This window comes from Streptomyces sp. NBC_00523 (assembly GCF_036346615.1).
Taxonomy (GTDB): domain Bacteria; phylum Actinomycetota; class Actinomycetes; order Streptomycetales; family Streptomycetaceae; genus Streptomyces.
The window spans coordinates 5,901,432-5,922,670 of the sequence record NZ_CP107836.1 but is presented as its reverse complement, the minus strand read 5'-3'; the positions used below and the strand labels follow the sequence as shown (position 1 = coordinate 5,922,670).

20 protein-coding genes are annotated in these 21,239 nt (G+C 72.0%); 13 read left to right on the top strand and 7 right to left on the bottom strand.

Annotated features, from left to right (window positions below; all coding sequences use genetic code 11):
* Positions 1–218: 218 nt before the first annotated feature.
* The gene (locus tag OHS17_RS26860; RefSeq protein ID WP_018100673.1) at positions 219–665 is read right to left on the bottom strand and encodes a MarR family winged helix-turn-helix transcriptional regulator; all 447 of its coding nucleotides are present in this window, start codon (positions 663–665) and stop codon (positions 219–221) included.
* A 244-nt stretch (positions 666–909) separates the two neighbouring features.
* Here OHS17_RS26860 and OHS17_RS26855 point away from each other — a divergent pair, with 244 nt between their 5' ends.
* Positions 910–1,530 (top strand): L-threonylcarbamoyladenylate synthase, encoded by a 621-nt coding sequence (locus OHS17_RS26855; protein ID WP_018100674.1) that lies wholly within the window; start codon positions 910–912, stop codon positions 1,528–1,530.
* 52 nt (positions 1,531–1,582) lie between these two features.
* Here OHS17_RS26855 and OHS17_RS26850 read toward each other — a convergent pair whose 3' ends face one another.
* Entirely contained in the window at positions 1,583–1,798 is a 216-nt protein-coding gene (locus OHS17_RS26850; RefSeq protein ID WP_330314206.1) for a hypothetical protein, read from the bottom strand.
* Between the two features lie 119 nt (positions 1,799–1,917).
* Positions 1,918–2,895, bottom strand: a complete 978-nt coding sequence (locus OHS17_RS26845) for a helix-turn-helix domain-containing protein (RefSeq protein WP_330314205.1) — start codon at positions 2,893–2,895, stop codon at positions 1,918–1,920.
* Between the two features lie 269 nt (positions 2,896–3,164).
* Here OHS17_RS26845 and OHS17_RS26840 point away from each other — a divergent pair, with 269 nt between their 5' ends.
* Complete coding sequence (locus OHS17_RS26840; protein WP_330314204.1) at positions 3,165–5,612, top strand: GTPase-associated protein 1-related protein; 2,448 nt, start codon at positions 3,165–3,167, stop codon at positions 5,610–5,612.
* A gap of 18 nt (positions 5,613–5,630) precedes the next feature.
* Here the strand turns inward: OHS17_RS26840 and msrB are convergent, their stop codons facing one another.
* The 4 genes from msrB to OHS17_RS26820 all read right to left on the bottom strand — a co-directional run bounded on the left by msrB (position 5,631) and on the right by OHS17_RS26820 (position 8,932).
* The gene (gene msrB, locus OHS17_RS26835; protein ID WP_018100678.1) at positions 5,631–6,035 is read right to left on the bottom strand and encodes a peptide-methionine (R)-S-oxide reductase MsrB; all 405 of its coding nucleotides are present in this window, start codon (positions 6,033–6,035) and stop codon (positions 5,631–5,633) included.
* A 10-nt stretch (positions 6,036–6,045) separates the two neighbouring features.
* On the bottom strand, positions 6,046–7,443 hold the full coding sequence (murC, locus tag OHS17_RS26830; RefSeq protein WP_330314203.1) for a UDP-N-acetylmuramate--L-alanine ligase: 1,398 nt from the start codon (positions 7,441–7,443) through the stop codon (positions 6,046–6,048).
* Between the two features lie 69 nt (positions 7,444–7,512).
* The gene (locus OHS17_RS26825; protein WP_018100680.1) at positions 7,513–7,965 is read right to left on the bottom strand and encodes a hypothetical protein; all 453 of its coding nucleotides are present in this window, start codon (positions 7,963–7,965) and stop codon (positions 7,513–7,515) included.
* 202 nt (positions 7,966–8,167) lie between these two features.
* Positions 8,168–8,932 (bottom strand): pyrimidine reductase family protein, encoded by a 765-nt coding sequence (locus OHS17_RS26820; protein WP_198956930.1) that lies wholly within the window; start codon positions 8,930–8,932, stop codon positions 8,168–8,170.
* A 37-nt stretch (positions 8,933–8,969) separates the two neighbouring features.
* Here OHS17_RS26820 and zapE point away from each other — a divergent pair, with 37 nt between their 5' ends.
* The 11 genes from zapE (at position 8,970) to OHS17_RS26765 (ending at position 21,234) form a co-directional block, all read left to right on the top strand.
* Positions 8,970–10,112, top strand: coding sequence for a cell division protein ZapE (gene zapE, locus OHS17_RS26815; RefSeq protein WP_330314202.1), 1,143 nt, complete (start codon positions 8,970–8,972; stop codon positions 10,110–10,112).
* 89 nt (positions 10,113–10,201) lie between these two features.
* Entirely contained in the window at positions 10,202–10,627 is a 426-nt protein-coding gene (locus OHS17_RS26810) for an OsmC family protein (RefSeq protein WP_330314201.1), read from the top strand.
* Between the two features lie 187 nt (positions 10,628–10,814).
* Entirely contained in the window at positions 10,815–11,621 is an 807-nt protein-coding gene (locus tag OHS17_RS26805; RefSeq protein WP_330314200.1) for a polyphosphate polymerase domain-containing protein, read from the top strand.
* Positions 11,618–12,295 (top strand): DUF4956 domain-containing protein, encoded by a 678-nt coding sequence (locus tag OHS17_RS26800; protein WP_330314199.1) that lies wholly within the window; start codon positions 11,618–11,620, stop codon positions 12,293–12,295. Before OHS17_RS26805 ends, OHS17_RS26800 begins: the two co-directional genes overlap by 4 nt.
* Entirely contained in the window at positions 12,292–14,001 is a 1,710-nt protein-coding gene (locus OHS17_RS26795; RefSeq protein ID WP_330314198.1) for a CotH kinase family protein, read from the top strand. Before OHS17_RS26800 ends, OHS17_RS26795 begins: the two co-directional genes overlap by 4 nt.
* Before the next feature lie 130 nt (positions 14,002–14,131).
* Positions 14,132–14,851 (top strand): response regulator transcription factor, encoded by a 720-nt coding sequence (locus tag OHS17_RS26790; RefSeq protein ID WP_330314197.1) that lies wholly within the window; start codon positions 14,132–14,134, stop codon positions 14,849–14,851.
* A gap of 34 nt (positions 14,852–14,885) precedes the next feature.
* Complete coding sequence (locus OHS17_RS26785; RefSeq protein WP_330314196.1) at positions 14,886–16,397, top strand: sensor histidine kinase; 1,512 nt, start codon at positions 14,886–14,888, stop codon at positions 16,395–16,397.
* 93 nt (positions 16,398–16,490) lie between these two features.
* Positions 16,491–17,864, top strand: a complete 1,374-nt coding sequence (locus OHS17_RS26780) for an alkaline phosphatase PhoX (RefSeq protein WP_330314195.1) — start codon at positions 16,491–16,493, stop codon at positions 17,862–17,864.
* A 172-nt stretch (positions 17,865–18,036) separates the two neighbouring features.
* Positions 18,037–18,426: a DUF6507 family protein gene (locus OHS17_RS26775; RefSeq protein WP_161207474.1), complete on the top strand. Its 390-nt coding sequence runs from the start codon at positions 18,037–18,039 to the stop codon at positions 18,424–18,426.
* Positions 18,423–20,606 (top strand): hypothetical protein, encoded by a 2,184-nt coding sequence (locus tag OHS17_RS26770; protein ID WP_330314194.1) that lies wholly within the window; start codon positions 18,423–18,425, stop codon positions 20,604–20,606. The genes OHS17_RS26775 and OHS17_RS26770 overlap by 4 nt, the downstream gene beginning before the upstream one ends.
* Positions 20,587–21,234 carry a pentapeptide repeat-containing protein gene (locus OHS17_RS26765; RefSeq protein ID WP_330314193.1) on the top strand — a complete coding sequence of 216 codons (648 nt, stop codon included), beginning with the start codon at positions 20,587–20,589 and terminating at the stop codon, positions 21,232–21,234. The genes OHS17_RS26770 and OHS17_RS26765 overlap by 20 nt, the downstream gene beginning before the upstream one ends.
* The last annotated feature ends 5 nt before the right edge of the window (positions 21,235–21,239 follow it).

Genomic DNA, 21,239 nt, shown 5'->3' with positions numbered 1-21,239 from the left:
ACGGCGTTGAGCTCCCCGGGCCGGGGGCATGCCAGAGGAAGCCTGCGGCCCGGGGAAGGATGAGAGGGACGGCATGGCAGCGCGCTCGCACCGGCTGCCGCGCACCATCCTCCGCCGTCACGGAGCAATCTGCCGTACCCCGCGCCCCAGGTCCATCGAGGTTTTCTTAAGCGGGACCGCAGCTCCGCTTCACACCGTGCGCGTTCCGCCCGTACGGATCAGTCGCGCGGCCAGGGCCTGCCGTCGAGGCGTTCGATGTCGCGGTTGAGCCGGGCCAGATCGTCCGCGAAGCGGGCGGCCTCCTCCGGGGTCCAGTCGGCGAGGACCCGTTGCAGTCCCTCGCGGTTCTCGGCCCGGTCCTTGTCGAGGCGGCGCTCACCCTCGTCCGTGATGACGAACTTGCGCGCGATCCCGCCGTCCGGGTCGGCGATGCGGTCGACCACACCGGCCCGGAGCATCGCGGCGGTCTGCCGGTTCAGCGTCGAGGTGTCGAGGCCGAACGCGTCGTGCAGCTGGCCGATCGACATCGGGCCCTGGGCCCGGATGCGGCTGAGGAGGATGTACGCGCTCCGGTCGAGCCGTCCGCCGCCGCGCGAGGTGAGCAGGCTCATGTGCCGGCCGAGCAGCATCGTCTCGAACTCGATCCGGTCCACAGGCATGTCCACGCGCGGCTCCCTCAAGACTGCGGTACGCCTCCCCACCGGAACGGCGACCTCTCTGTACACATATACCACGGAATGTGTGCACGATGCACGCACCATGCATGATGCATAGCTCGCCGCGCCGGACGCCAACGGCCGGAGAGGTTTGAACGGCGGCCGCCACTCGAAAAGGTTGTCCTGCCCGCCCGGGAGCCACACAATCCGTCGCACCGGGAGCCGTTCGCGCGCCCGGTCGTAGACTCGCCGGATGGCGAAGTATTTCGACGTACACCCCGAAAATCCCCAGCAGCGCACCATCACCAACGTGGCCGAAAGCATCCGCTCCGGGTCGCTCGTCGCGTACCCGACGGACTCCTGCTACGCACTCGGGTGTCAGCTCGGCAACCGGGACGGCCTGTCCCGCATCCGGGCGATCCGCAACCTCGACGACCGCCACCACTTCACGCTGATGTGCCAGAACTTCGCCCAGCTCGGGCAGTTCGTGCACATCGACAACGACGTGTTCCGTACGGTCAAGGCATCGACGCCCGGCCAGTACACCTTCATCCTGCCGGCCACGAAGGAGGTGCCGCGCCAGCTGCTGCACCCCAAGAAGAAGACCGTGGGCGTCCGCATCCCGGACCACCCGGTCGTGCAGGCGCTCCTGGGCGAGCTGGGCGAACCGCTGCTCTCCAGCACGCTGTTGCTGCCCGACGAGGCCGAGCCCCTCACCCAGGGCTGGGAGATCAAGGAGCGCCTGGACCACGAGGTGGACATCGTCCTCGACTCCGGCGACTGCGGTACGGAGCCGACGACCGTCATCGACTTCTCGGACGGTGAGCTGGAGATCGTACGCCGGGGAGCCGGCGACACCTCGCGCTTCGAGTAGTCCGGCCCGGCCCCCGCGACCTCGCCGAATGATCGCGGGGGCGGCCGCCGCCTCAGACGAGGACGGAGGCCGTTCCGCCCGGCAACCAGCCGTCGGGCTCGGCGCCCGGGAACCACCCGGCGGGCTCAGCGCCCGGGAACCAGCCCGTGGGCTCGGCGCCGCGGGAGACGGAAGGCGCGGGCGGGGTGGCGGCGGAGGCGGCCGGTGCCATGGCCCCGCCCATCACCACCAGCGCCGCCGCGGCCAGACCTGGGAATACGCACTTCATCTTCATCGAACTCCCCTTGCTCGGTTGCTCGCCACCCGGACCCCGGCGTCCCCCCGGAGCACCGGGGTCCGATGACCAAAGCTTCCCTCCCCCGTCATGCGCATGTCTTTGACGTACGGTCACCACTGACTTGACGATGCGTGCCGGTAGTCGCGGGGCGACATGCCGTAGGCCGTACGGAAGCTGCGGGTGAAGGTGGAGTGGTCACGGAAGCCCCAGCGCACCGCGATCTGATGCACGGTCACCTCGCTCAGCGCCGGGTCCCGCAGATCCCGGCCGGCGCGCTTCAGCCGCATCCCCCGGATCCACGCCGTGAGCGTCGTGCCGCGCGCGCTGAACAGCCGGTGCAGGTACCCCACCGAGAGGTGGTGCGCGCCGGCGATCGTACGCGGGGACAGGTCCGGGTCGTTGAGGTGCTGCTGCACGAACGCCTCGATGCTCAGCAGCAGGGCCCCCTTGCGGGAGTCGTCCCCGGGCACCGGTTCCACGTCCGCGTGGTGGTCCACAAGGGCGGTGAGCACATCGCCCGCGATCTCCGAGAGGCGGCTGCGGTCGTTCGGTCGGTACGCGCGCGACTCGTCGGCCAGACTGCTCATCAGGTGCACGAACATCCCGGCGAAGCCGCCCTGCCCCGGGAGCCGCCGGGCGAGCAGCGGCTCCACGAGGTCCGCGGACGGGCCGAGCAGGGCGCGCGGGACATGGGCCCGGATCAGCGTCGCGGGCTCACCGCCGGGGGCGCCCATCCGGATCTCGAAAGGGCTCGAACTGTCGTAGAACGCGAGGTCGTTCGGGCCCAGGACCGCTTCCCGCCCGGCCTGGTTGAGCACCGTCACGCCGGAGGGGGCCAGTGCGACGCAGACCAGCTCCGGATCGGCCTGCCGCACCATCCGGGCGGACCGCACGACCCGCCCCGGTGACATCGTCAGCTCGGCCACGCACACCGTCGCGAGATCGACGCCCCGGACCAGGGCGGTGAAGTCCTCGGCCTCCGGGCTGAGGACGCCCATGGCGTGCTCGCTGGTGAGGAACGCGTCGTTGAGCGCGGCCAGCCGCTCACGCGGCGCCAGGTCATCCCGATCGAAGAGTGTATGCAGCATGGCTCTCCCCCCGGAGCCCCACGGTAGCCAACACCTCGCGCCCCCACCGCGCCGATTCGGCCACGCGTTCGGCCGCCCGGCGGCGGTCCCGCGCCCCCGGGCTTCCGGCCGCAGGGGCACAAGGGCGTGTCGCTCCTTGATAGCGTCGCCCCAGCGACTGCGGAGCACTCCCCGCCGGGGTCGCCGCTCTCTGCCGGGACGGCGCTGCCACCGCGAGGGCGGGTGCGGGTGGCAGGGGATCTTCAGGCAGGGACGAAGAGAGCCGACGCATGAGCCTCGCGCAGTTGCACTACACCTCCGCGGACGGGGACGGAACCGGCGAGGACGGGCCGACAGCCGCCCGGTTCACGTCGGTTGACGCCTCGATACCCGCGTCCGTGCTGACCGAGGCGGGACCGCTGCTGGCGTACGAGGCGCCGCGCGGCACACCCGACCGGCTCACGGACACCGCCCTGCGCGCCCTGCCCGAGGCGTACAGCTTCCACGTGCTCTCCGACGGCAGCGGGCTGCTGGCCCGGACCGTCGCGGTCCGCTCCCCCCGGACCTCCGCCGTACGCTTCCACGCCCACGCGGTCCACCTGCCCCCCGGCACCCGGCTCCCCGGGGGGACGCTGCCGCTCACCGCCTGCCGGTCCGCCCGCTGGGCCGCCGCCACCCCGGACCGCCCGCTGCCCGATCCGCTCACCGCTCCGTCCGCCCCGAACGGCCACGAGGCGCGCGAGCGCGAGGCGCTGAACGACTTCGCCGTCTCCCGCGGCCCCTGGCTCGCCGGGGTGCTGTCCGACCTGCGCCGCCTGCACGGACCGGACGGGCCGGAGCGGGTCGTCCTGGCCGAGCGGCAGAGCGCGGACGTCGCCCGCTGGATCGCGCTCGCCGGGCTCGCCCTGCCGGACGGGCTCGCCGAGCACCTGACCTTCACCACGTACACCCGCCGCCCCCGCGAGGCGGCCGGGCGGGTGGTGGGCGTGCTGCCCGAGGACGCCGAGGAGCTGGCGGACCCCGGGCTTCGTGTGCACCTGTGCGCCGGTCCGCGCCCGGAGGGGCCGGTCGGCGACACCTGGGCCGAGACGGCCGCCCGGGTCTGGCGCGGCCGGGCGCCGGAGCTGTTCCGGGAGGCGGCCGCGCTGCCCGGTGAGCCGTTCGCGGCAGGGCCGCTGGCGGTGACGGCCCTGTGCGCCGGGATACCGCTCGGCACCGAGGAGCGCGCGGCGGCCGCCGACTGGGCCGCCGAGCGGCCGTACGCCCTGGACGGGGCCCGCACCCGCCGGCTGGTCGAGGCGCTGACCGCGCCCGGGACCGACGACCGCTCCGGGCCCGAATTCGACGCCGCCGGGCGGCTGTTCGCGGCGCTCGACGGCCGCTCCCCCGCGACGACCACCGCCCCGCTCGCCGCGATGCTGGTGACGGAGGCGGTGCGCGGCGGCAACGGCTCGCTGGAGCTGCCCGGCCGCACCGCCTTCAGCGGACCGGAGGGCGCGGCCGTCGCCGGGGTGCTCGGGCCGGAGATCATGACCGAGCTGGGCGGCGCGGGCGTCGGCCTGGACGTGGCCCGTACGGTGCAGCTGCTGCGGGTGGCGCGGCTGCTCGGGGTGGACTGCGCCGGACTGCTGCCCTCCGTGGTGGACCGGCTCGCGCCCGCGCTGCTGGCGGGCGGCGAGGAGGGCGCCCCGGGCTGGGCGCCCGCGCTGCTGGAGCTGATGGACGAGCAGTTCGACGTGCGTACGGCCCTGCTGGGCGCGCTCGACCGGATCGCGCCGGACCATCCGGCCGGGGTCGCGCGGCTGCTGAGCCGGGTGCCGCTGCCGTTCACCGGCACGCAGGCGCTGCCGCATCTGCGGATGTGCGCCGGGGCGCCGGAGGCGAGGGCGGGCTGCGGCGACGACCGGGTCGCGACGCTCCAGCGGATCCTGCGGACCGGTGGGGTCTCCCCGTTCGCGGAGCCGCTGGTGCTGCGGACAGCGGTGGGCCTGGTCTGGGAGGAGGAGGCGCCGACGGCCGCCGAGGCCCGGCAGCTCCTTGAGGCGGCGACCTCGGACGCGCACCGGGCGGCCGGCACCTGGTCGCTCCTGGTGGCCGCCGCGCTCGCGGCCGGCGCCGACGACGGGGCGGCCCCGGAGCTGGCCCACGACCTGCTGCGCGGCTTCCCGCAGGAGACCGGGGGCCGGGTGCGCGCGGCGCTCCAGCTCCTGGAGTTCGCCGACGAGGTGCGCTCGGGCGCGGCGGGGCCGGACTGGGCCGAACGGGTGCGGACGCTGCGCGCGGAGGCGGATCCCGTGGAGCCGGGCGTGCTCGGGCAGGCGTGCGACGCGGTGGCCGGGCGGCTGCTGGCGCCGGAGCGGCCCGACGAGGAGCTGTACGCCCTGGTGCAGAGCGGGGACGCGGACCTGATCGCCGCCTATGCCCGGACCGCGCGCGGTGACGGCGTCCGGGCCCGGCTGGCCGCCGACCCGGCCTACGCGGCCGACTGCTTCACCGTGTGGACGGCCCACCCGCACGCCGGCGCCCCGTGGACCGAGGCCGCCGCCGGGCTCCTCGACGAGGTGCTGCGGCCCGTGGTGCGGGGGCTGCCCGCGGACCGGGTCGCGGCGGTCGAGGACGCGGTCGGCCGCTCGGGCAGCAGCGGCCGGGCGGACGCCTTCCGCGACTGGAACCGCCGCGAGCGCGGCACGCTGGGCCGCCTGGGCCGCCGCATCGCGGGACGGGTGCGGCGGGCCTAGGCGGGACGGTCGCGTGGATCAGGCGTCGGGTGTCAGCCGCAGCGAGATCGAGTTGATGCAGTAGCGCTGGTCCGTCGGGGTCGGGTAGCCCTCGCCCTCGAAGACGTGGCCCAGGTGGGAGCCGCAGCGGGCGCAGCGGACCTCGGTGCGGACCATGCCGTGGCTGCGGTCCTGGATCAGCTCGACCGCGTCGGTGTCCTTCGGGTCGTAGAAGGACGGCCAGCCGCAGTGCGACTCGAATTTGGTGTCGGAGCGGAACAGCTCCGCGCCGCAGGCCCGGCAGGAGTAGACGCCCTCGGTCTTGGTGTCCGTGTACTCACCGACGAACGCGGGCTCGGTGCCGGCCTTGCGCAGCACCGCGTACTCGGCGGCGGTGAGCTCCTCCCGCCACTGTTCGTCCGGCTTCTCGACGTCGTACGTCACGGTGGCTCCTTCAGTTCGACAGGTGGTCCAGGATCCGCGGGCCGAGGTCGGTGACGTCGCCCGCTCCCATGGTGAGAACGAGGTCGCCCGGCTTCGCCATTCCCGCGACGACCTCGGGGACCCGGTCCTTGTCGTGGACGGCGGTGACGTCGGCCCCGGCGGCGCTGGCCGCGTCGATGATCAGGGCGCTGGTGACGCCGGGGACCGGGTCCTCGCGGGCCGGGTAGATGTCCAGGACCACGGAGGCGTCGGCGAGGGCGAGGGCCTGGCCCATCTCCGTACCGAGCTCCTGGGTGCGGGAGAACAGGTGCGGCTGGAAGACGACGAGGAGGCGGGCGCCGGTGGCGGCGCCGCGCATGGCCTCCAGGTCGGCGGTCATCTCGGTGGGGTGGTGCGCGTAGCTGTCGATGACCTGGACCCCGGCCGCCTCGCCCTTGAGCTGGAGACGGCGCTTGACCCCGGTGTACTTCCCGAGGGCCGAGGCGAGGTTGTGGGCGGGGATGCCGAGGGCGATCCCGGCGGCGAGGGCGGCGACCGCGTTGAGCGCGTAGTGGCGGCCGGGCACGGACACCGTGAAGGTGAGGAACTTCCCGCCGAGGATCACCGTGACCTCGCTGGTCAGGCCGCGCGGGGTGATCTTGTGGACGCGCACGTCGGCGGTGCCGGACTCGCCGTAGGTGACGACGGTGAGCGCGGGCAGCGCCTCGCGGACCCGGCGGGTCAGCTCAACGGCGCCGGACTGGTCGGCGGAGACGACGAGGGTGCCCCCGGGGACGATCTTCCCGGCGAAGGTCTCGAAGGACTCGTAGATCTCGTCCATCGACGCGTAGTTCGCGTGGTGGTCCAGCTCGACGTTGAGGACGATCGCGACGTCGGGGTCGTACTTCTGGAAGCTGCGGTCGCTCTCGTCGGCCTCGGCGACGAAGAGGTCGCCCTCGCCGTGCGTGGCGTTGGTGCCGGGGCCCGCCAGGTCGCCGCCGATGGCGTACGAGGGGTCGAGGTCCAGCTCGCTCAGGGCGACGGCCAGCATCGACGTGGTGGTGGTCTTGCCGTGGGTGCCGGCGACCGCGATGGAGCGGAGCCCGCCCATGAGCGAGGCCAGGGCGTCGGAGCGGTGCACGACGGGGACCGACAGCTCCCCGGCGCGCACCAGCTCCGGATTGTCGGCGCGGATGGCGCTGGAGACGACGACGCAGCTCGCGTCGTCGGCCAGGTGCCCGGCGGCGTGCCCGATGTGGACGGTCGCCCCCAGCGCGCGCAGCGCCTCGGCCGTCGGGGACTCCTTGGCGTCGCTGCCCGCGACCTTCGCGCCGCGCTGGGCGAGGATCTTGGCGATGCCCGACATTCCGGCGCCGCCGATGCCGATGAAGTGCGGTCGTTCCATGGCGGCGGGAATGCCGGCTGCCATCTTTGCCTCCCTGGTGAAGAGATTTCAGCGCGGTCCGGGTTGCCCTCCGGGTCCCCGCGCGGCTTCACCCTATTCGCTGTGCGCGAAGAGCTTGAGCACCGGGACGCCGACCTTGTGCCGGGCCCGGGACGCCCAGTCGCGGTGGAAGAACTCCTCGACGTAGTGGGGCGCGGTCAGCACGATGACCTCGTCGGCCTCGGACTCCTCGACCACCGAGGTGAGCTTGTCCAGGGGGTGGCTCTCGATCACCTGTCCGACGGCCTCGGAGCCCGCTTGGCGCAGGGCCTCCAGGGAGACCTGGAGGGCGAGCTCGGCCGACTCCCTGGCGCTCCGGCCCTCGGGTTCCTCGCTCTCGCGGGCCGCTTCCTTCAGTTCGCCCATCGCCAGGTCGTCGATGGCCCGCAGCAGGACGTCCGCCTGGTCGCCGCGCGGCTGCATGAGGACGACGAACGAGGTGCGGTCCTCCCCGTGCAGGGTGGTGACGAATTCGATGTCCCCGGAGGTGAGGGCCTTCTCGATCATCAAAACGCTGGTGAACACCACAGAGCCCTTCTCTTCAGCGACCGTCGCGGGCCGCTGCCGAAACCATCCTTCCCCGCGCTCGCACGGGGTCTGCGAGATCCATTCTGCCCACGGAACGCTAACCGGAACATGATATTCCGCTCATAGCCACCGCATGGGGCGGTACGGGGAGAGCTCTGGGGCGTACGGGGAGGGCGGGGCCTCAGGACCTGCGGTAGCGGCTGAAGAGGAAGCCGTCCTCCTCCAGCAGCGAGGCCAGGGCGAATCGTTTCGGCACCGCGACGGCCGGCCCGCCCGCGATCCGCTGGGCGTCACCGGCCGTGAGCATCGGCGCGACGGTCAGGCACAGCTCGTCCAGCACCCCTTCGGCGACGAACTGGCCGAGCAGCCGGGGCCCGCCCTCCGTCAGCAGCCGCCGGTGTCCCCGGTCGGCCAGCTCCCGCACGGCGCGGGCCGGGTCGACGCGCGAGCCCTCCCCCGCGATCACCACCTCGGCGCCCGCCTTCCGGGCCGTCGCGATCCGGTCCGGGGGCGCGCCCGCACCGGTCAGCACCAGCGTCGGGACCAGCGGCGACACGAAGAGCGGGAGCGAGAAGTCCAGGTCCAGGCTGCCGCTGACCACGGCGACGGCCGGGGCGGGGGTCTGCCCCGCCGCCGCCCGGCGCGCCGCGAAGGCATCCCGCGCCCTGGCGGGGCGGTAACCCTCCTGGCGTACGGTCTGGGCGCCCGCGATCACCACGTCGGCCAGGCCGCGCAGGGTGCCGAAGATACGCATGTCGCTCTCGCAGGAGATCGGCTGCGAGCGGCCGTCGTGCTGGGCGGCCCCGTCGAGCGTGGACACCATGTTGGCGCGCAGCCAGGGTCCGTCCCCGGCGGGATAGGCGTAGGCGTCGGCGAGGCGGTCCAGGCTCCATTCGCCGGAGGTGTCGGCCGCTGTCAGGTCGGTCACAGGGAACAGGCGTCGCATGTCCGGCAGTCTGGCACGGGTCGTAAGCTTGACGGTTGTGTCGTCCTCCCACGCCGTGCCGGGGTCCAGCCCCATAGCCGAAACGGCCCCGCTGTCCCTGTGCGCCCGCGAGCCGCACGTCCCCGCCGACCGCCTGGTCGCCGAGATGGTGCCGCCGCCGCGCTTCGACTCGGTGCGTTTCGATACGTACGTACCCGACCCGAACCAGCCGAGCCAGACCGAGGCGGTCCGGGTCCTCAGCGACTTCGCCGCCGGGCTCGGCGGGGCGCACGCGTCGGGGTCCGGGAAATCAGGAAGAGCGCGAAGCGCATCCCTTGAGGGGTGGTGGCGGGCGACGGGTGGGCGGTTCGGCCGGAAGGCGGCTGCCGCGCCCTCAGGCCCGCGCGGGGTGTATCTCGACGGCGGGTACGGGGTCGGCAAGACCCATCTGCTCGCCTCGCTCTGGCACGCCACCCCGGCCGCGCCCTCGCTGAAGGCCTTCGGCACCTTCGTGGAGCTGACGAACCTGGTGGGCGCGCTGGGCTTCCAGCAGACCGTGCGCACGCTGAGCGGGCACCGGCTGCTGTGCATCGACGAGTTCGAGCTGGACGACCCGGGCGACACCGTGCTGGTGTCCTCGCTGCTCAGCCGCCTGGTCGAGGAGGGCGTCGCGCTGGCCGCGACCTCCAACACGCTGCCCGGCAAGCTCGGCGAGGGCCGGTTCGCCGCCGCCGACTTCCTGCGCGAGATCCAGGGCCTGTCCGCGCACTTCCGCCCGCTGCGCATCGACGGCGAGGACTACCGCCACCGCGGTCTGCCCGAGGCCCCGGCGCCGTTCTCGGACGAGCAGGTCACCAAGGCCGCGTACGCCACGCCGGGCGCCAGCCTGGACGACTTCCCGGCGCTCCTCGACCACCTGGCCCGCGTCCACCCGAGCCGGTACGGCGCGCTGACGGACGGGCTGAAGGCGGTGTGCCTGACCGAGGTGCGGGCGGTGCCCGACCAGTCGACCGCGCTGCGGCTCGTGGTGCTCGCGGACCGGCTGTACGACCGGGAGGTGCCGGTCCTCGCGGCCGGGCTGCCCTTCGACCGGCTGTTCAGCGACGAGATGCTGAACGGTGGGTACCGGAAGAAGTATTTCCGGGCGATCTCCCGGCTCACGGCGCTGGCGCGCGACGCGAAGGGTCTGGTGGCGCAGTAGGTTCGGGGGCGTAAGGACGTACCGTCGGCGGCGCACGACGCAGTGCCCCGCCGTTCCCGTACCACCGCGCACCGTTCGAAGGGACCAGCATGGCTACCACGCGTACCGCCCACACGGAATGGGAAGGCAACCTCCTCGAGGGCAAGGGGGTCGTCACCCTCGACTCGTCCGGGATCGGCGAGTACCCGGTCTCCTGGCCGTCCCGCGCGGAGGAGGCGAACGGGAAGACCAGCCCGGAGGAGCTGATCGCCGCGGCCCACTCCAGCTGCTTCTCGATGGCGCTCTCGCACGGTCTGAGCGGCGCCGGCACCCCGCCGGCCCGGCTGGAGACCAAGGCCGATGTCACCTTCCAGCCGGGCACCGGCATCACCGGCATCCACCTCACCGTGGTGGGCACCGTGCCGGGTCTGGACGAGGCGGCCTTCGTCAAGGCGGCCGAGGACGCCAAGGCCAACTGCCCGGTCAGCCAGGCGCTTTCAGGCACGACGATCACACTGAGCGCCTCGCTCGCCTGAGCCTTTCCCCCCTGTGTCCCCGGGCCGCCCGCCCGGGGACACAGCTGTTTCCGCACCCGCCGTGTTCACCTTCCGGCCCTCTCGAATCCTCCTGCAATCCACCCGGGTTTCTCATCGCCTCCTCATCCGTCGTTGGTTGCGTGTCGCGGGCCGGCCGGTCCGGCACGGACGACGAAGGAGGCGCACGGTGTCGCAACCCGACACAGCCACACTGGACCCCCCACCGCCGCATGTGGCGAGCAGGCTGCACGCCTTCAACAGATACGAGCTGAAGTACCTGGTCCCGGTCGAGCAGGCCGCCGAACTCCGCGACGAGCTCGGTGAGCGGATGGACCGCGACCTGAACAGCCCGGTCGGCGGGTACGGGGTGTGGAGCCTGTACTACGACTCTCCCGAGCTGCGGTTCTACTGGGAGAAGATCGAGGGCCTGAAGTTCCGCCGCAAGCTGCGCATCAGGCACTACGGCGACCCGGCCGGGGTCACGGACGACTCCCCGGTCTGCGTCGAGATCAAGCAGCGCGTCAACCGTGTCACGCAGAAGCGGCGCATCACGCTCCCGTATCTGACGGCTCGTCAACTCTGCGACGCGCGTGAGCTGGTGGAGCACGCCCCCACGGAGCGCGCGTTCGTCCACGAGGTGCTCGACCTCGTCGTACGGCTCAACCTCCGGCCCACCGCGATGACCGGCTACCAGCGCGAGGCGCTGGTCGGGCGGGCCGCCGACACCGGGCTCCGGGTCACCTTCGACCGGCGCATCCGGGGCCGCGACCGCGACTTCCACTTCGGGCAGGCGCATCCGGAGAACCGGTTCACCGTGCCGCCGCACCTGTCGGTGATGGAGATCAAGGTCAACGAGCGCACCCCGCACTGGATCACCGATCTCGCGGCCCGCCGCAATCTGAGCCTCATCCGGGTCTCCAAGTACGTCCAGTCCATCGAGGCGTTCGGGCTGGCACCCCGGTCCGCCTTCCATCTCGAAGCGGGAACACAGTGAATTTCGATCTGCAGGAACTCAGCGGGACGTTCAGCGTCGCCGACGTCGTCGTGGCGATGGCGCTGTCCTTCGTCCTGAGCACGGTCATCGGCTACGTCTACCGGTACACCCACCGGAACGTGTCGTACAGCCAGTCGTACGTCCAGACCCTGGTCATCGTCGGCATGATCGTCGCCCTGATCATGCTCGTCGTCGGGTCCAACCTGGCCCGCGCGTTCTCCCTGGTCGGCGCGTTGTCCGTGGTCCGGTTCCGGAACGCGGTCAAGGAGACCCGGGACGTCGGGTTCATCTTCCTGGCCATGGCGATCGGCATGGCCTGCGGTGCCCGCTTCTACACGCTGGCCGCGGTCGGCGCGGTCGTCATATGCGCGGTCGTCGTCATCATGCACAAGTTCGACTGGTTCACGCTGAACGTGCAGCGCCAGGTGGTCAAGGTCCAGGTCCCGGCGGGCGAGGACTACACGCCGGGCATCCGTGACGTGCTGATCAAGTACACGACCGAGTTCGAGCTGGTCTCCACGGAGACGATCCGGGGCGGGGCGCTGAACGAGGTGTTCTACACGGTCCGGATGAAGAAGGGCACCGAGCCCAGCGACCTGGTCACCGCGCTCCAGGAACGCACCTCCGGCCAGCGCGTGACGGTCCTGACCGGTTACGACACCACCGACCTGTGAGCCCCGTCGACGGCACGCCCCGCGGGCGACGGCTGCGCGACCGCGTACCCGTACGCCTGCGGCACCACTGGAAGCCCGCCGGGGCGCTGTGCGCGGGGCTCGCGGTGATGCTGTACGCGTTCGGCGACGCGCGGGTCTCCCCGTACGTCACCTCCGCCTCGCGGGTGGAGGCCGACACGATCACGGACGACGTGAAGGGGACGGTCGGGCTGTACGACACGTCCGTGCGGCACTCCGTGCAACTGGAGTACAAGCAGACCGACTTCGACAAGATGATGAAGGAGTTCAAGAAGGACGGCACGAAGGACTCCATCCCGGCCGACCTCACGATCGACGGGGTCTTCCTGAGCGACGTCAGCATCCGCCTCAAGGGCAACTCGACGCTGATGTCGCTGCGCGGCAACCGGGGCGGCGGTCCGGGAGGCGGCCAGGGCGGGATGCCGGGCGGCGCGGAGGGCGGCATGCCGGGCGGCGGTATGCCGACCGGCGGTACGGGGCAGCGCGGCGGTCAGGGCGGTGATGCCGCCGGCGACGGTCAGGCCCCGGGTGACGCGGCCGGTGGCGGTCAGGCTCCCGGCGGCGCCGCCGGTGGGCGTGGTGGCGGGATGACGCAGTACAACCTGTCCGCCGACAAGCCCGAGGAGCTGCCCTGGCTCATCAAGGTCGACGAGTACGTGGAGGGCCGCGCCTACCAGGGCGAGCGGGAGATCTCGCTGCGCCCGGGCAGCGACGCGCAGGTCCCCCTCAACGAGGCGCTGGCGCTCGCGCTGATCGACGGCACCGGGGAGCCGGCCGAGCGGTACGGCCTCACCACGCTGAAGGTCAACAACCGGCCGACGGCCGTACGGCTCTTGGTCGAGAACCCCGACACCGAGTACGCGGAGGCGGTCGACGGCGAGTCCGTGGTCTACAAGGCCAGGGCGGGCGGCACCTTCGACTACCAGGGCGACGACCCCTCGAAGTACGAGACATCGTTCCGGCAGCTCAACAAGGTCGGCAGCCAGGACCTCGAACCGGTGATGAAACTGACCGAGTGGGTCGAGAAGGCCTCCGACAAGGAGTTCGCCGCCGACCTCGACCAGCACGTCGACGTCGACTCGTTCGCCCACTACGTCGCCACGCAGAACCTGCTGATGAACTTCGACGACATGGCGGGCCCGGGGAAGAACTACCTCCTCGGGTACGACCTGAACAGCAAGAAGTTCTCGGTGCTCGGCTGGGACTACAACCTCACCTTCAGCGGGGACGCGACGGCGGGTCCTGACGACGGGATGAGCATGGGCGGCGGCCGCCCCGGTGGAGGCCAGGGAGGCGGTCCGGACGGCGGCGACCAGCCGGACGGGATGCCGGAGGACATGCCCGAAGGCTTCCCCGGCGCACCCGACGGCGGTGACGGCGACGACGCGGCCGGTGCCCGGCGCGGCGGCGGCATGATGTCCGGGCACGCCCTGAAGGAACGGTTCCTGGAGCTCGACGCCTTCGACGCCGTCTACCGGACGGCGTACCAGGACCTGTATGAGAAGTTCTACGCCTCCGGCAAGGCCACGAAGACCCTGGACGACCTCGCGGAGCAGGCGACCCGGGCCGGTGTCCCCGCGAAGGACGTCAAGAGCGCGGTCGGCACCCTGCGTACCACGGTCACCCAGCGCACGGCGGCGCTGGCGAAGGACCTGTCCGTCTCGAAGAGCGAGGAGGTGACCGGCTGACCTCCGGCGCGCCCCGGACCCCCGCCGGGGCGCGCCCCGTTCCTGTGAACGCGCACAAGTTCCGCCCGTAGCATCGCGCCGCACGGCGCCGCCCGGACCGTGTCCGCAACGCCGCGAGGTGATCCTTCCCATGGGCGACCGGTCAGCCCGGCACACCGTCCTGGTCGTCGAGGACGACCCGGGTATCCGTACGCTGCTCACCTCCGCCCTGACCGCGGCCGGTCACAGCGTCGCCTCGGCGGCGAACGGGCGGGACGCGCTGGACGCCGTGGAGCGCCGCCGGCCGGACCTGGTCGTGCTGGACGTGATGCTGCCGGACACGGACGGCTTCGCCGTGACGCGGGCGCTGCGGTCCCGGGGCGACTACACCCCGGTGCTGTTCCTGACCGCGCGCACGGACATCGAGGACCGCATCATCGGGCTCAGCTCGGGCGGCGACGACTACGTCACCAAGCCGTTCCACATCCAGGAGATCCTGCTGCGGATCCGGGCGATCCTGCGCCGCACCGGTGGCGCGCCCCGCCCCCCGGCCGAGCAGCCGCCGCTGCGGTACGCGGACCTGAGCGTCGACCGCGAGCGGCACACCGCGCACCGGGGCGGGGAGCCGGTGCGGCTGTCCCCCACCGAGTTCCGGTTGCTCGTCTGCCTGATGTCGCGGGCCGAGAAAGTGGTGGAGAAGCAGGAGATCCTGCTGGCCGTGTGGAGCTACGGCTTCGCCGGGGACACCCGCATCGTGGACACGTACATCAAGAACCTGCGCCGCAAGATCGACCGCGCGGACCGGCCGCTGATCCACACCGTGCGCGGGGTGGGGTACTGCCTGCGGCTGCCCCGCACGGACGCGCCGTGAGGTTCCTGCCGCACCGGCCCCGCACGGACGCGCCGTGAGGTGCCTGCCGCACCGGCCCCGCTCGGTACGGACCCGGCTGGTGCTGATCTCGACGGTCCTTGCCACCGTGGCCGTGCTGGTCTCGCAGGCGGCGGGACTCGCGGTGATGCGGTCGTGGCTGACGGGCCAGATCGACCACCGGCTCACGCACTTCCGCCCGCCGCCCCCGGCCGCGTACGGGAGGCCGCCGCACGGTCCGGTGCCCGAGGACGCCCTGCCCTCCGACTTCCGGGTCTTCTTCTACGGCTCCGACGGGCGGCTGCGGCCCGACTCGCTCGGCAGCGGCACCGGCCGCCCCCGGCTGCCCGCGACCGCCTCCGGCCTCGCCCCGGAGCGCGGCCACCCCGCCACCGTGCCGGACGCGGACGGCGGTTCGGCCTGGCGGGTGGTCACCGACACGGCTCCGGACGGGCGGCGCGTCGTCGTCGCGCTGCCGCTGGGCACGGTGGAGGGGGCCACGTCGAAGCTGCTGTGGTTCAGCCTCGCGATCGGGGGCGCCACCGCGGCCGGGGTCGGACTGCTCGGCAGTGCCGCCGTGCGCCTGGGGCTGCGCCCGCTGGCCCGGATGGAGCGGACCGCGCTGCGGATCACCGGCGGCGAGTCGGCCCTGACGGTCACGGACACCGACCCGCGCACGGAGACCGGGCGGCTCGGGCTCGCGTTCAACACGATGCTCGGCCAGGTCCGGGCGGCTCTGCACCGCAAGGACGCCTCCGAGCAGCGGCTGCGCCGTTTCATGGCGGACGCGGGCCACGAGCTGCGCACCCCGCTCACCTCGATCCAGGGGTTCGCCGAACTCCTCGTGGAGCAGCCGCGCCTGCCCGCCGCCCGCCGGCGCGAGGCCCATGTGCTGATCGCCCGGAACGCGGAGCGGATGAGCCGGCTCGTGGACGACCTCTTCCTGCTGGCCAAGCTGGGGTACGCGCCCGTGGCGCACCGCGAGACCGTGGACCTGCTGTCGCTCGCGGCGGACGGGGTCGGCGCGGCCGTCGTCGCGCATCCGGGCCGCGACGTACGGCTGGCTCCGCTGGGCGGGGGCGGGCGGGACGGGTCCGCGCTGGACGTGGTGGAGGCGCTGGGCGACGCCCATCAGCTGTCCCAGGTCATCGGCAATCTGCTGGCCAACGCCTGCGTGCACACCCCGCCCGGCGCGCGCGTCGAGGTCCGGGTCGGCGCGGTGCGCACCGGGCCGGACACCGGCGGGACCGACCGGCCCGGCCGCTGCGGTGCGACGGCGGCGCTGCCCGCCGGGGTGGAGGTGTGCGTGGTGGAGGTCGCGGACGACGGGCCGGGGCTGGCGGCCGACGCGGCCCAGCAGGTCTTCGAGCGGTTCTACCGGGGGCCGTCGGCCGACCGGGAGGGCGCCGAGCCCGGGTCCGGGCTCGGCCTGTCGATCGCGGCCACCATCGCCGGGGCGCACGGTGGGCGGCTCGAACTCGACACCCGGCCGGGCGACGGCGCGACGTTCCGGCTGCTGCTGCCCCGGAGCGTCGGCGCGGGTCCGTGAACCGTGGCGTGACAACGTTCAGCGAGGGCCCCGAACGGGCAGACCAGCTCGTGACGATGCCATGCCACCTGTACCCCACGCAGGGAGTTGCCCATGTCAGTCGTACCCCGTCCCCCCGCGTCCCGGCGAAACGTTCTGGCGGCGGGTGCCGCCGCCGTCTCGATCGCCTTCACGGGGGCGTTCACCGAACTCTTCGCGGGCAGCTCCGCCGCGCGCGGTCACGAGGGCTACGGCCCGCTCGTGCCGGACCCGGACGGCCTGCTCGACCTGCCGAAGGGCTTCCACTACCGGGTGCTGTCCCGGGAGGGCGACCGGCTCCGCTCCGGCGAGGGGCAGGTGCCCAGCCACTGCGACGGCATGGCCGCGTTCGGCGGCCGGGGCGGGCACGTACGGCTGGTCCGCAACCACGAGAACCGGGTGGACGCCGCGATCCCCGTACCGACGGTCGAGGGGCTGACGTACGACCCGATGGGCAAGGGCGGCTGTACGGCCCTGGAGCTCGACGGCCACAACCGGGTGCTGTCCGAGCGGGTCGCCATCGCCGGTACGGCGGTGAACTGCGCGGGCGGGCGCACCCCCTGGAACACCTGGCTGACCTGCGAGGAGACCGAGGACAGGGCCGGCACCAACGGCTACACCAAGGACCACGGCTACGTCTTCGAGGTGGACGGCGCCGATCCGCGCCGTACCGGCGCCGTGCCGCTGACCGCGATGGGCCGCTTCATGCACGAGGCCGTCGCGATCGACCCGCGCGACGGGACGGTGTACGAGACGGAGGACGCGTTCGAGAAGCCGTTCGGGCTGTTCTACCGCTTCCTGCCGAAGAAGCCGCTGGGCGGTACGGGTTCGCTGCGGGCGGGCGGCCGGCTGGAGGCCATGCGGGTGCCGGGGGTGCCGGACCTCTCGGCCGTGCGGGAGACCGGGACGGTGTTCGAGGGCGTCGAGTGGGTGCCCGTACCGGATCCGCAGGCCGCCGAAACCCCCATCCGCTTCCAGGACTTCGGCCCGAAGGGCATCACCCACGGCCAGAAGCTGGAGGGCTGCTACTGGGGCGGCTCGTCCGTCTACTTCGTCTCCAGCTTCGCGCACCGCGACGAGGGCTCGGCGGCGGACCACTACGGGCAGGTCTGGCGCTACGACCCGCACACGCACCGGCTGACCCTGGTCATCGTCTTCGGCCCGGACACCGACCTCCAGCTCCCCGGCGAGTCCCCCGACAACATCACCCTGGCCCCCGACGGCGGCCTGATGGTCTGTGAGGACGGCGGCGGCGCCCAGCACGTGTTCGGCCTGACCCGGCGCGGCGAGGTGTACCCGATGGCGCGCGGCCGACAGAACATCGGGACGCCCGGGGCGCCGGAGTGGGGCGAGTTCGCGGGTGTCACGTTCGCACCGGATTACGGGACGATGTACGTGAACGTCTACACACCGGGCACCACGTTCGCGGTCACGGGTCCGTGGCGCTGACGGGCTGAGCGGAACCGCGGCGCACCCCGCCGCGTCTTTGCAGACGGCAACATGGGGTTTGATCCTTCCGGGTGTGCCGGTGCAGGATGGCGGGGTGTGCTCCGGTGTGCCCGCGCTTCGGCGCGGCGGCGCCCGGGCGCTGAGCGGCAGAGATTCTTGACGGGGGGGCACCGTGACCAAGTGGGACATCGACCCCGGCGGCGTTCGTCGGGTGCTGAAGAAGACCGCCGAGGTGGGCGGCGAATTCAAGACGGAGTTCACGTCGTACAACGACCACCTGGTGGGGTCGGCGACGTCGGCGGGCACGATGGTGCTGGGCGGGACCGAGATCCCCAAGGGGGGCGCGTTCGGCCCGGTGGCCCAGGCGTTGCAGGAGTTCCAGCAGCACACACTCAAGGACCTGCAGTTCCTTCCGGTCCGGGCGGCGAAGTCCATGACGGGGGCGCGGCTGGCCACTGAGGCGTACCTCGCGGGCGATCTGGAGATGGCGAAGAACAAGCAGGAGCAGTACTCCAAGGCGCCGACCCCGGAGGAGCTGAAGGGGAAGGGCCCGAAGAAGTGATCGATCTGGCGAAGATCCCCTTCTACACCGGCAATCTGGAGGCCCTGGAGAAGCACGCGGCCACGCTGAAGACGACCGCCTCCGACATCCGGACCACGGGCAAGGACGTCCACACGGCCTTCCAGGCGCTGGACCCGGTCTATGACGCCCCGGAGCAGGAGGAGTTGCTCGACTCCACGATTCCGGTACGCGACAAGGCGGACGCGTTCGCGGACAAGCTGGAGTCGGTGAGCGGGGCGCTCTCGGGTTTCGCGACGACGGCCCGGCCGCTGGTGGCCCGGATGAACCGGCTCCGGGAGGACGCGGCGAGGTTCGTCGCGGAGAACAGGGACGACGACGACTGGCAGCAGGACCAGGACAAGATCGACGAGAACGCCCGCCTGGTCCACGAGGTCGGGACGACGTGGGTGGCCTTCCAGGGCGCCGAGCGCGACGCGGCCAACAAGATCACGGCGCTGGTGGGCGGTACGCACTTCGTCGTGGACGACGGTTCGCACAAGGCCGGGATGTACGGCTTCAAGGCGGACGACGTCAAGGACGCCGGTGAGACGCCGTGGGGCACGGTGGACGAGCGCGAGTACACGGGGCTGCGGGCCGCGTGGGAGTGGACGAAGGACAACGTCGGCGGTGCGCTGAAGGGCTTCTTCGTCGACGGGGTCTGGGGCACGATCAAGGGCCTCGGCAGCATGATCAACGTCTTCGACTGGGACAACTTCAAGAAGACCTGGTCGGGCATCGGTGACGTCTTCGGCGGCATCAGCGCGTATCTGATGACGCCGTACGACTGGGCGATGGACAAGATGTTCGGCCCGGCGGACCACAGCGACACCGACCGCCAGAAGGCGGCCTTGCGCAACTTCGGCAAGTCGCTGGTCGCCTGGGACGAGTGGGGCCACGACCCGTCGCGCGCCTTCGGTTCGGTGCTGTTCAACGTGGTGACCATCGGCTCCGGTTCACTGCTGAAGCTGGGCAAGGCCGGCAAGCTGGGCGTGGTCGCGGACGCCGCGTCGGTGGCGGGCAAGGCGGGCGTACTGGTCGACCCGATGAGCTACCTCGGCAAGGCGGCGGGCGTCACCAAGATCAAGGTCGGCGACCTGATGGACAGCCTGCGGACGAGCTCCGCGGGCGTGGACGACATGGCCCGTACGGCCCCGACCGGCACGGCCCCCCACCCGACGACGGAGACCCCCGGCCTCCACTACACCGACCACAACGGCAACCCCCGCGTCGTCGGTAACGACGCCGTCATCCGCGACGAACACGGCAACCCCGTACCGGACACCGAGCCGGTCCCGGAGCCCCACAAGAACGAACTCCCGGACACGCACGAGCGCGTCCCGGACCACGAGAAGGTCCTGGAGGGCGCGGGGGGCCCGAGCCGCGTGGAGAACTCGGCGAACCACCCGCCGAACGGCTCCCACCCGACGACGGGCGGCACGACGCACCACACGACCCCGTCGACGGGCGGGCATGTGACGGAGCATCCGACGGGGTCGGGCGGTGGGTCCGGTGCGGGATCGCACACCGACACCGGCGGCGGCAGCAGCGGTGGTGGCTCCGACACCGGCACGCCGGGCGGTGGCGGCGGCCACGGGGACGGAAACGACGGCTCCGGCGGGGGCGGCCACTCGGACGGCCCGCACGGCGGCGGCGAACGCCCGAACGAACCGCTGCCCGAACTGACACCGGAGGAACGGGCCGGACACTGGGGTCACCTCGACGAGGTGGAGAAGCGGTCCCCGGAGGACTTCGGCGACATGAAATACGACCCCGATCACCGCGGCAAGGTGTCCCCCTCCTCCATGGACGAGGCTCGCGTGGGACTCGACCTGCGGGAGCAGGGGCGCCTCCCGGCGGACATTCAACGTCCGCCGGGCGCCGACATGGGCGAGTTCTATTCTCCGAGCACCGGCAAGTACTATGACATCAAGGGCGTCCATTCCTTCTGGCCACCTTTCAACAATGTGCGGAATCCAGATCTCCTCGCCCGGCCGTTCCCCGGCGCGTACAACCCGGTAAGGGACGTCCAGACATGGACCAACACGTTCACCGAACAGATCGATGACATGGGCCGCGTAGTCGTGATCGACGTCCGGAACGCGAATCAAGCAGCGATCGACAGCTTCAAGGACATTGTCAAGAGCCACGGTTGGGAAGATCATGTCATCTGGTACCCCTAGGACTTGGAAGCCGGCCGCCTTTCCCGTCGATCCTGAGGCAACGCGCCAATTGCAGGAATGGCTCGCCGAGGACGGTTACAGCCTTTTCGGAATCGAGAACGATTTCCGGGGCGCCGATCTCTCGGGCGGTGATTTCACTCAGGCATGGTTCACCCAGGCGAACCTGAAGGGCGTGCGGTTCACGGGTGCGAGCTTCTACCGCGCGGATCTCCAGTCGGCTGACCTCACCGGTGCGGACCTCACCGATGCCGATCTGGTCCGGGCGAATCTCAATGATGCGGTACTCCGCTCCGCACGACTCGACGGTGCCGACATGGTCAAAGCGTCGCTGCAGAACGTGGACGCGTCACAGGCGAGCTTCCGCGGAACCCGGATCATGGCCGCGTCGCTGTTCGGCGTCGATCTGAGGGGGGCGGACCTGACCGATGCGGTCCTGACCCACAACGCGTTCAGGGTCACCGTCGATGACACCACCGTGGTACACGGCCTGACCGGCACAGTCTTCGGACCTATGACGGTCGTCAGCGGCGATTCCTCCGTCGAAGTGGGCGGCGCGGAATTGGAGGCGTGGGTCAGTGGGCGCGGCGGGCAGGTTGAGGTCCTGCCGCCACACCGGCCGGCACGGTAGGTGCT

Bases quoted from the DNA above. Each gene is read 5' to 3' on its own strand.
- OHS17_RS26780 (WP_330314195.1), top strand. From the start codon at position 16,491: ATGTCAGTCGTACCCCGTCCCCCCGCGTCCCGGCGAAACGTTCTGGCG.
- OHS17_RS26790 (WP_330314197.1), top strand. From the start codon at position 14,132: ATGGGCGACCGGTCAGCCCGGCACACCGTCCTGGTCGTCGAGGACGAC.
- OHS17_RS26820 (WP_198956930.1), bottom strand. From the start codon at position 8,932: ATGCGACGCCTGTTCCCTGTGACCGACCTGACAGCGGCCGACACCTCC.
- OHS17_RS26810 (WP_330314201.1), top strand. From the start codon at position 10,202: ATGGCTACCACGCGTACCGCCCACACGGAATGGGAAGGCAACCTCCTC.
- murC (WP_330314203.1), bottom strand. From the start codon at position 7,443: ATGGCAGCCGGCATTCCCGCCGCCATGGAACGACCGCACTTCATCGGC.
- OHS17_RS26850 (WP_330314206.1), bottom strand. From the start codon at position 1,798: ATGAAGTGCGTATTCCCAGGTCTGGCCGCGGCGGCGCTGGTGGTGATG.
- OHS17_RS26765 (WP_330314193.1), top strand. From the start codon at position 20,587: ATGTCATCTGGTACCCCTAGGACTTGGAAGCCGGCCGCCTTTCCCGTC.
- OHS17_RS26825 (WP_018100680.1), bottom strand. From the start codon at position 7,965: ATGATCGAGAAGGCCCTCACCTCCGGGGACATCGAATTCGTCACCACC.
- OHS17_RS26840 (WP_330314204.1), top strand. From the start codon at position 3,165: ATGAGCCTCGCGCAGTTGCACTACACCTCCGCGGACGGGGACGGAACC.
- OHS17_RS26845 (WP_330314205.1), bottom strand. From the start codon at position 2,895: ATGCTGCATACACTCTTCGATCGGGATGACCTGGCGCCGCGTGAGCGG.
- OHS17_RS26855 (WP_018100674.1), top strand. From the start codon at position 910: ATGGCGAAGTATTTCGACGTACACCCCGAAAATCCCCAGCAGCGCACC.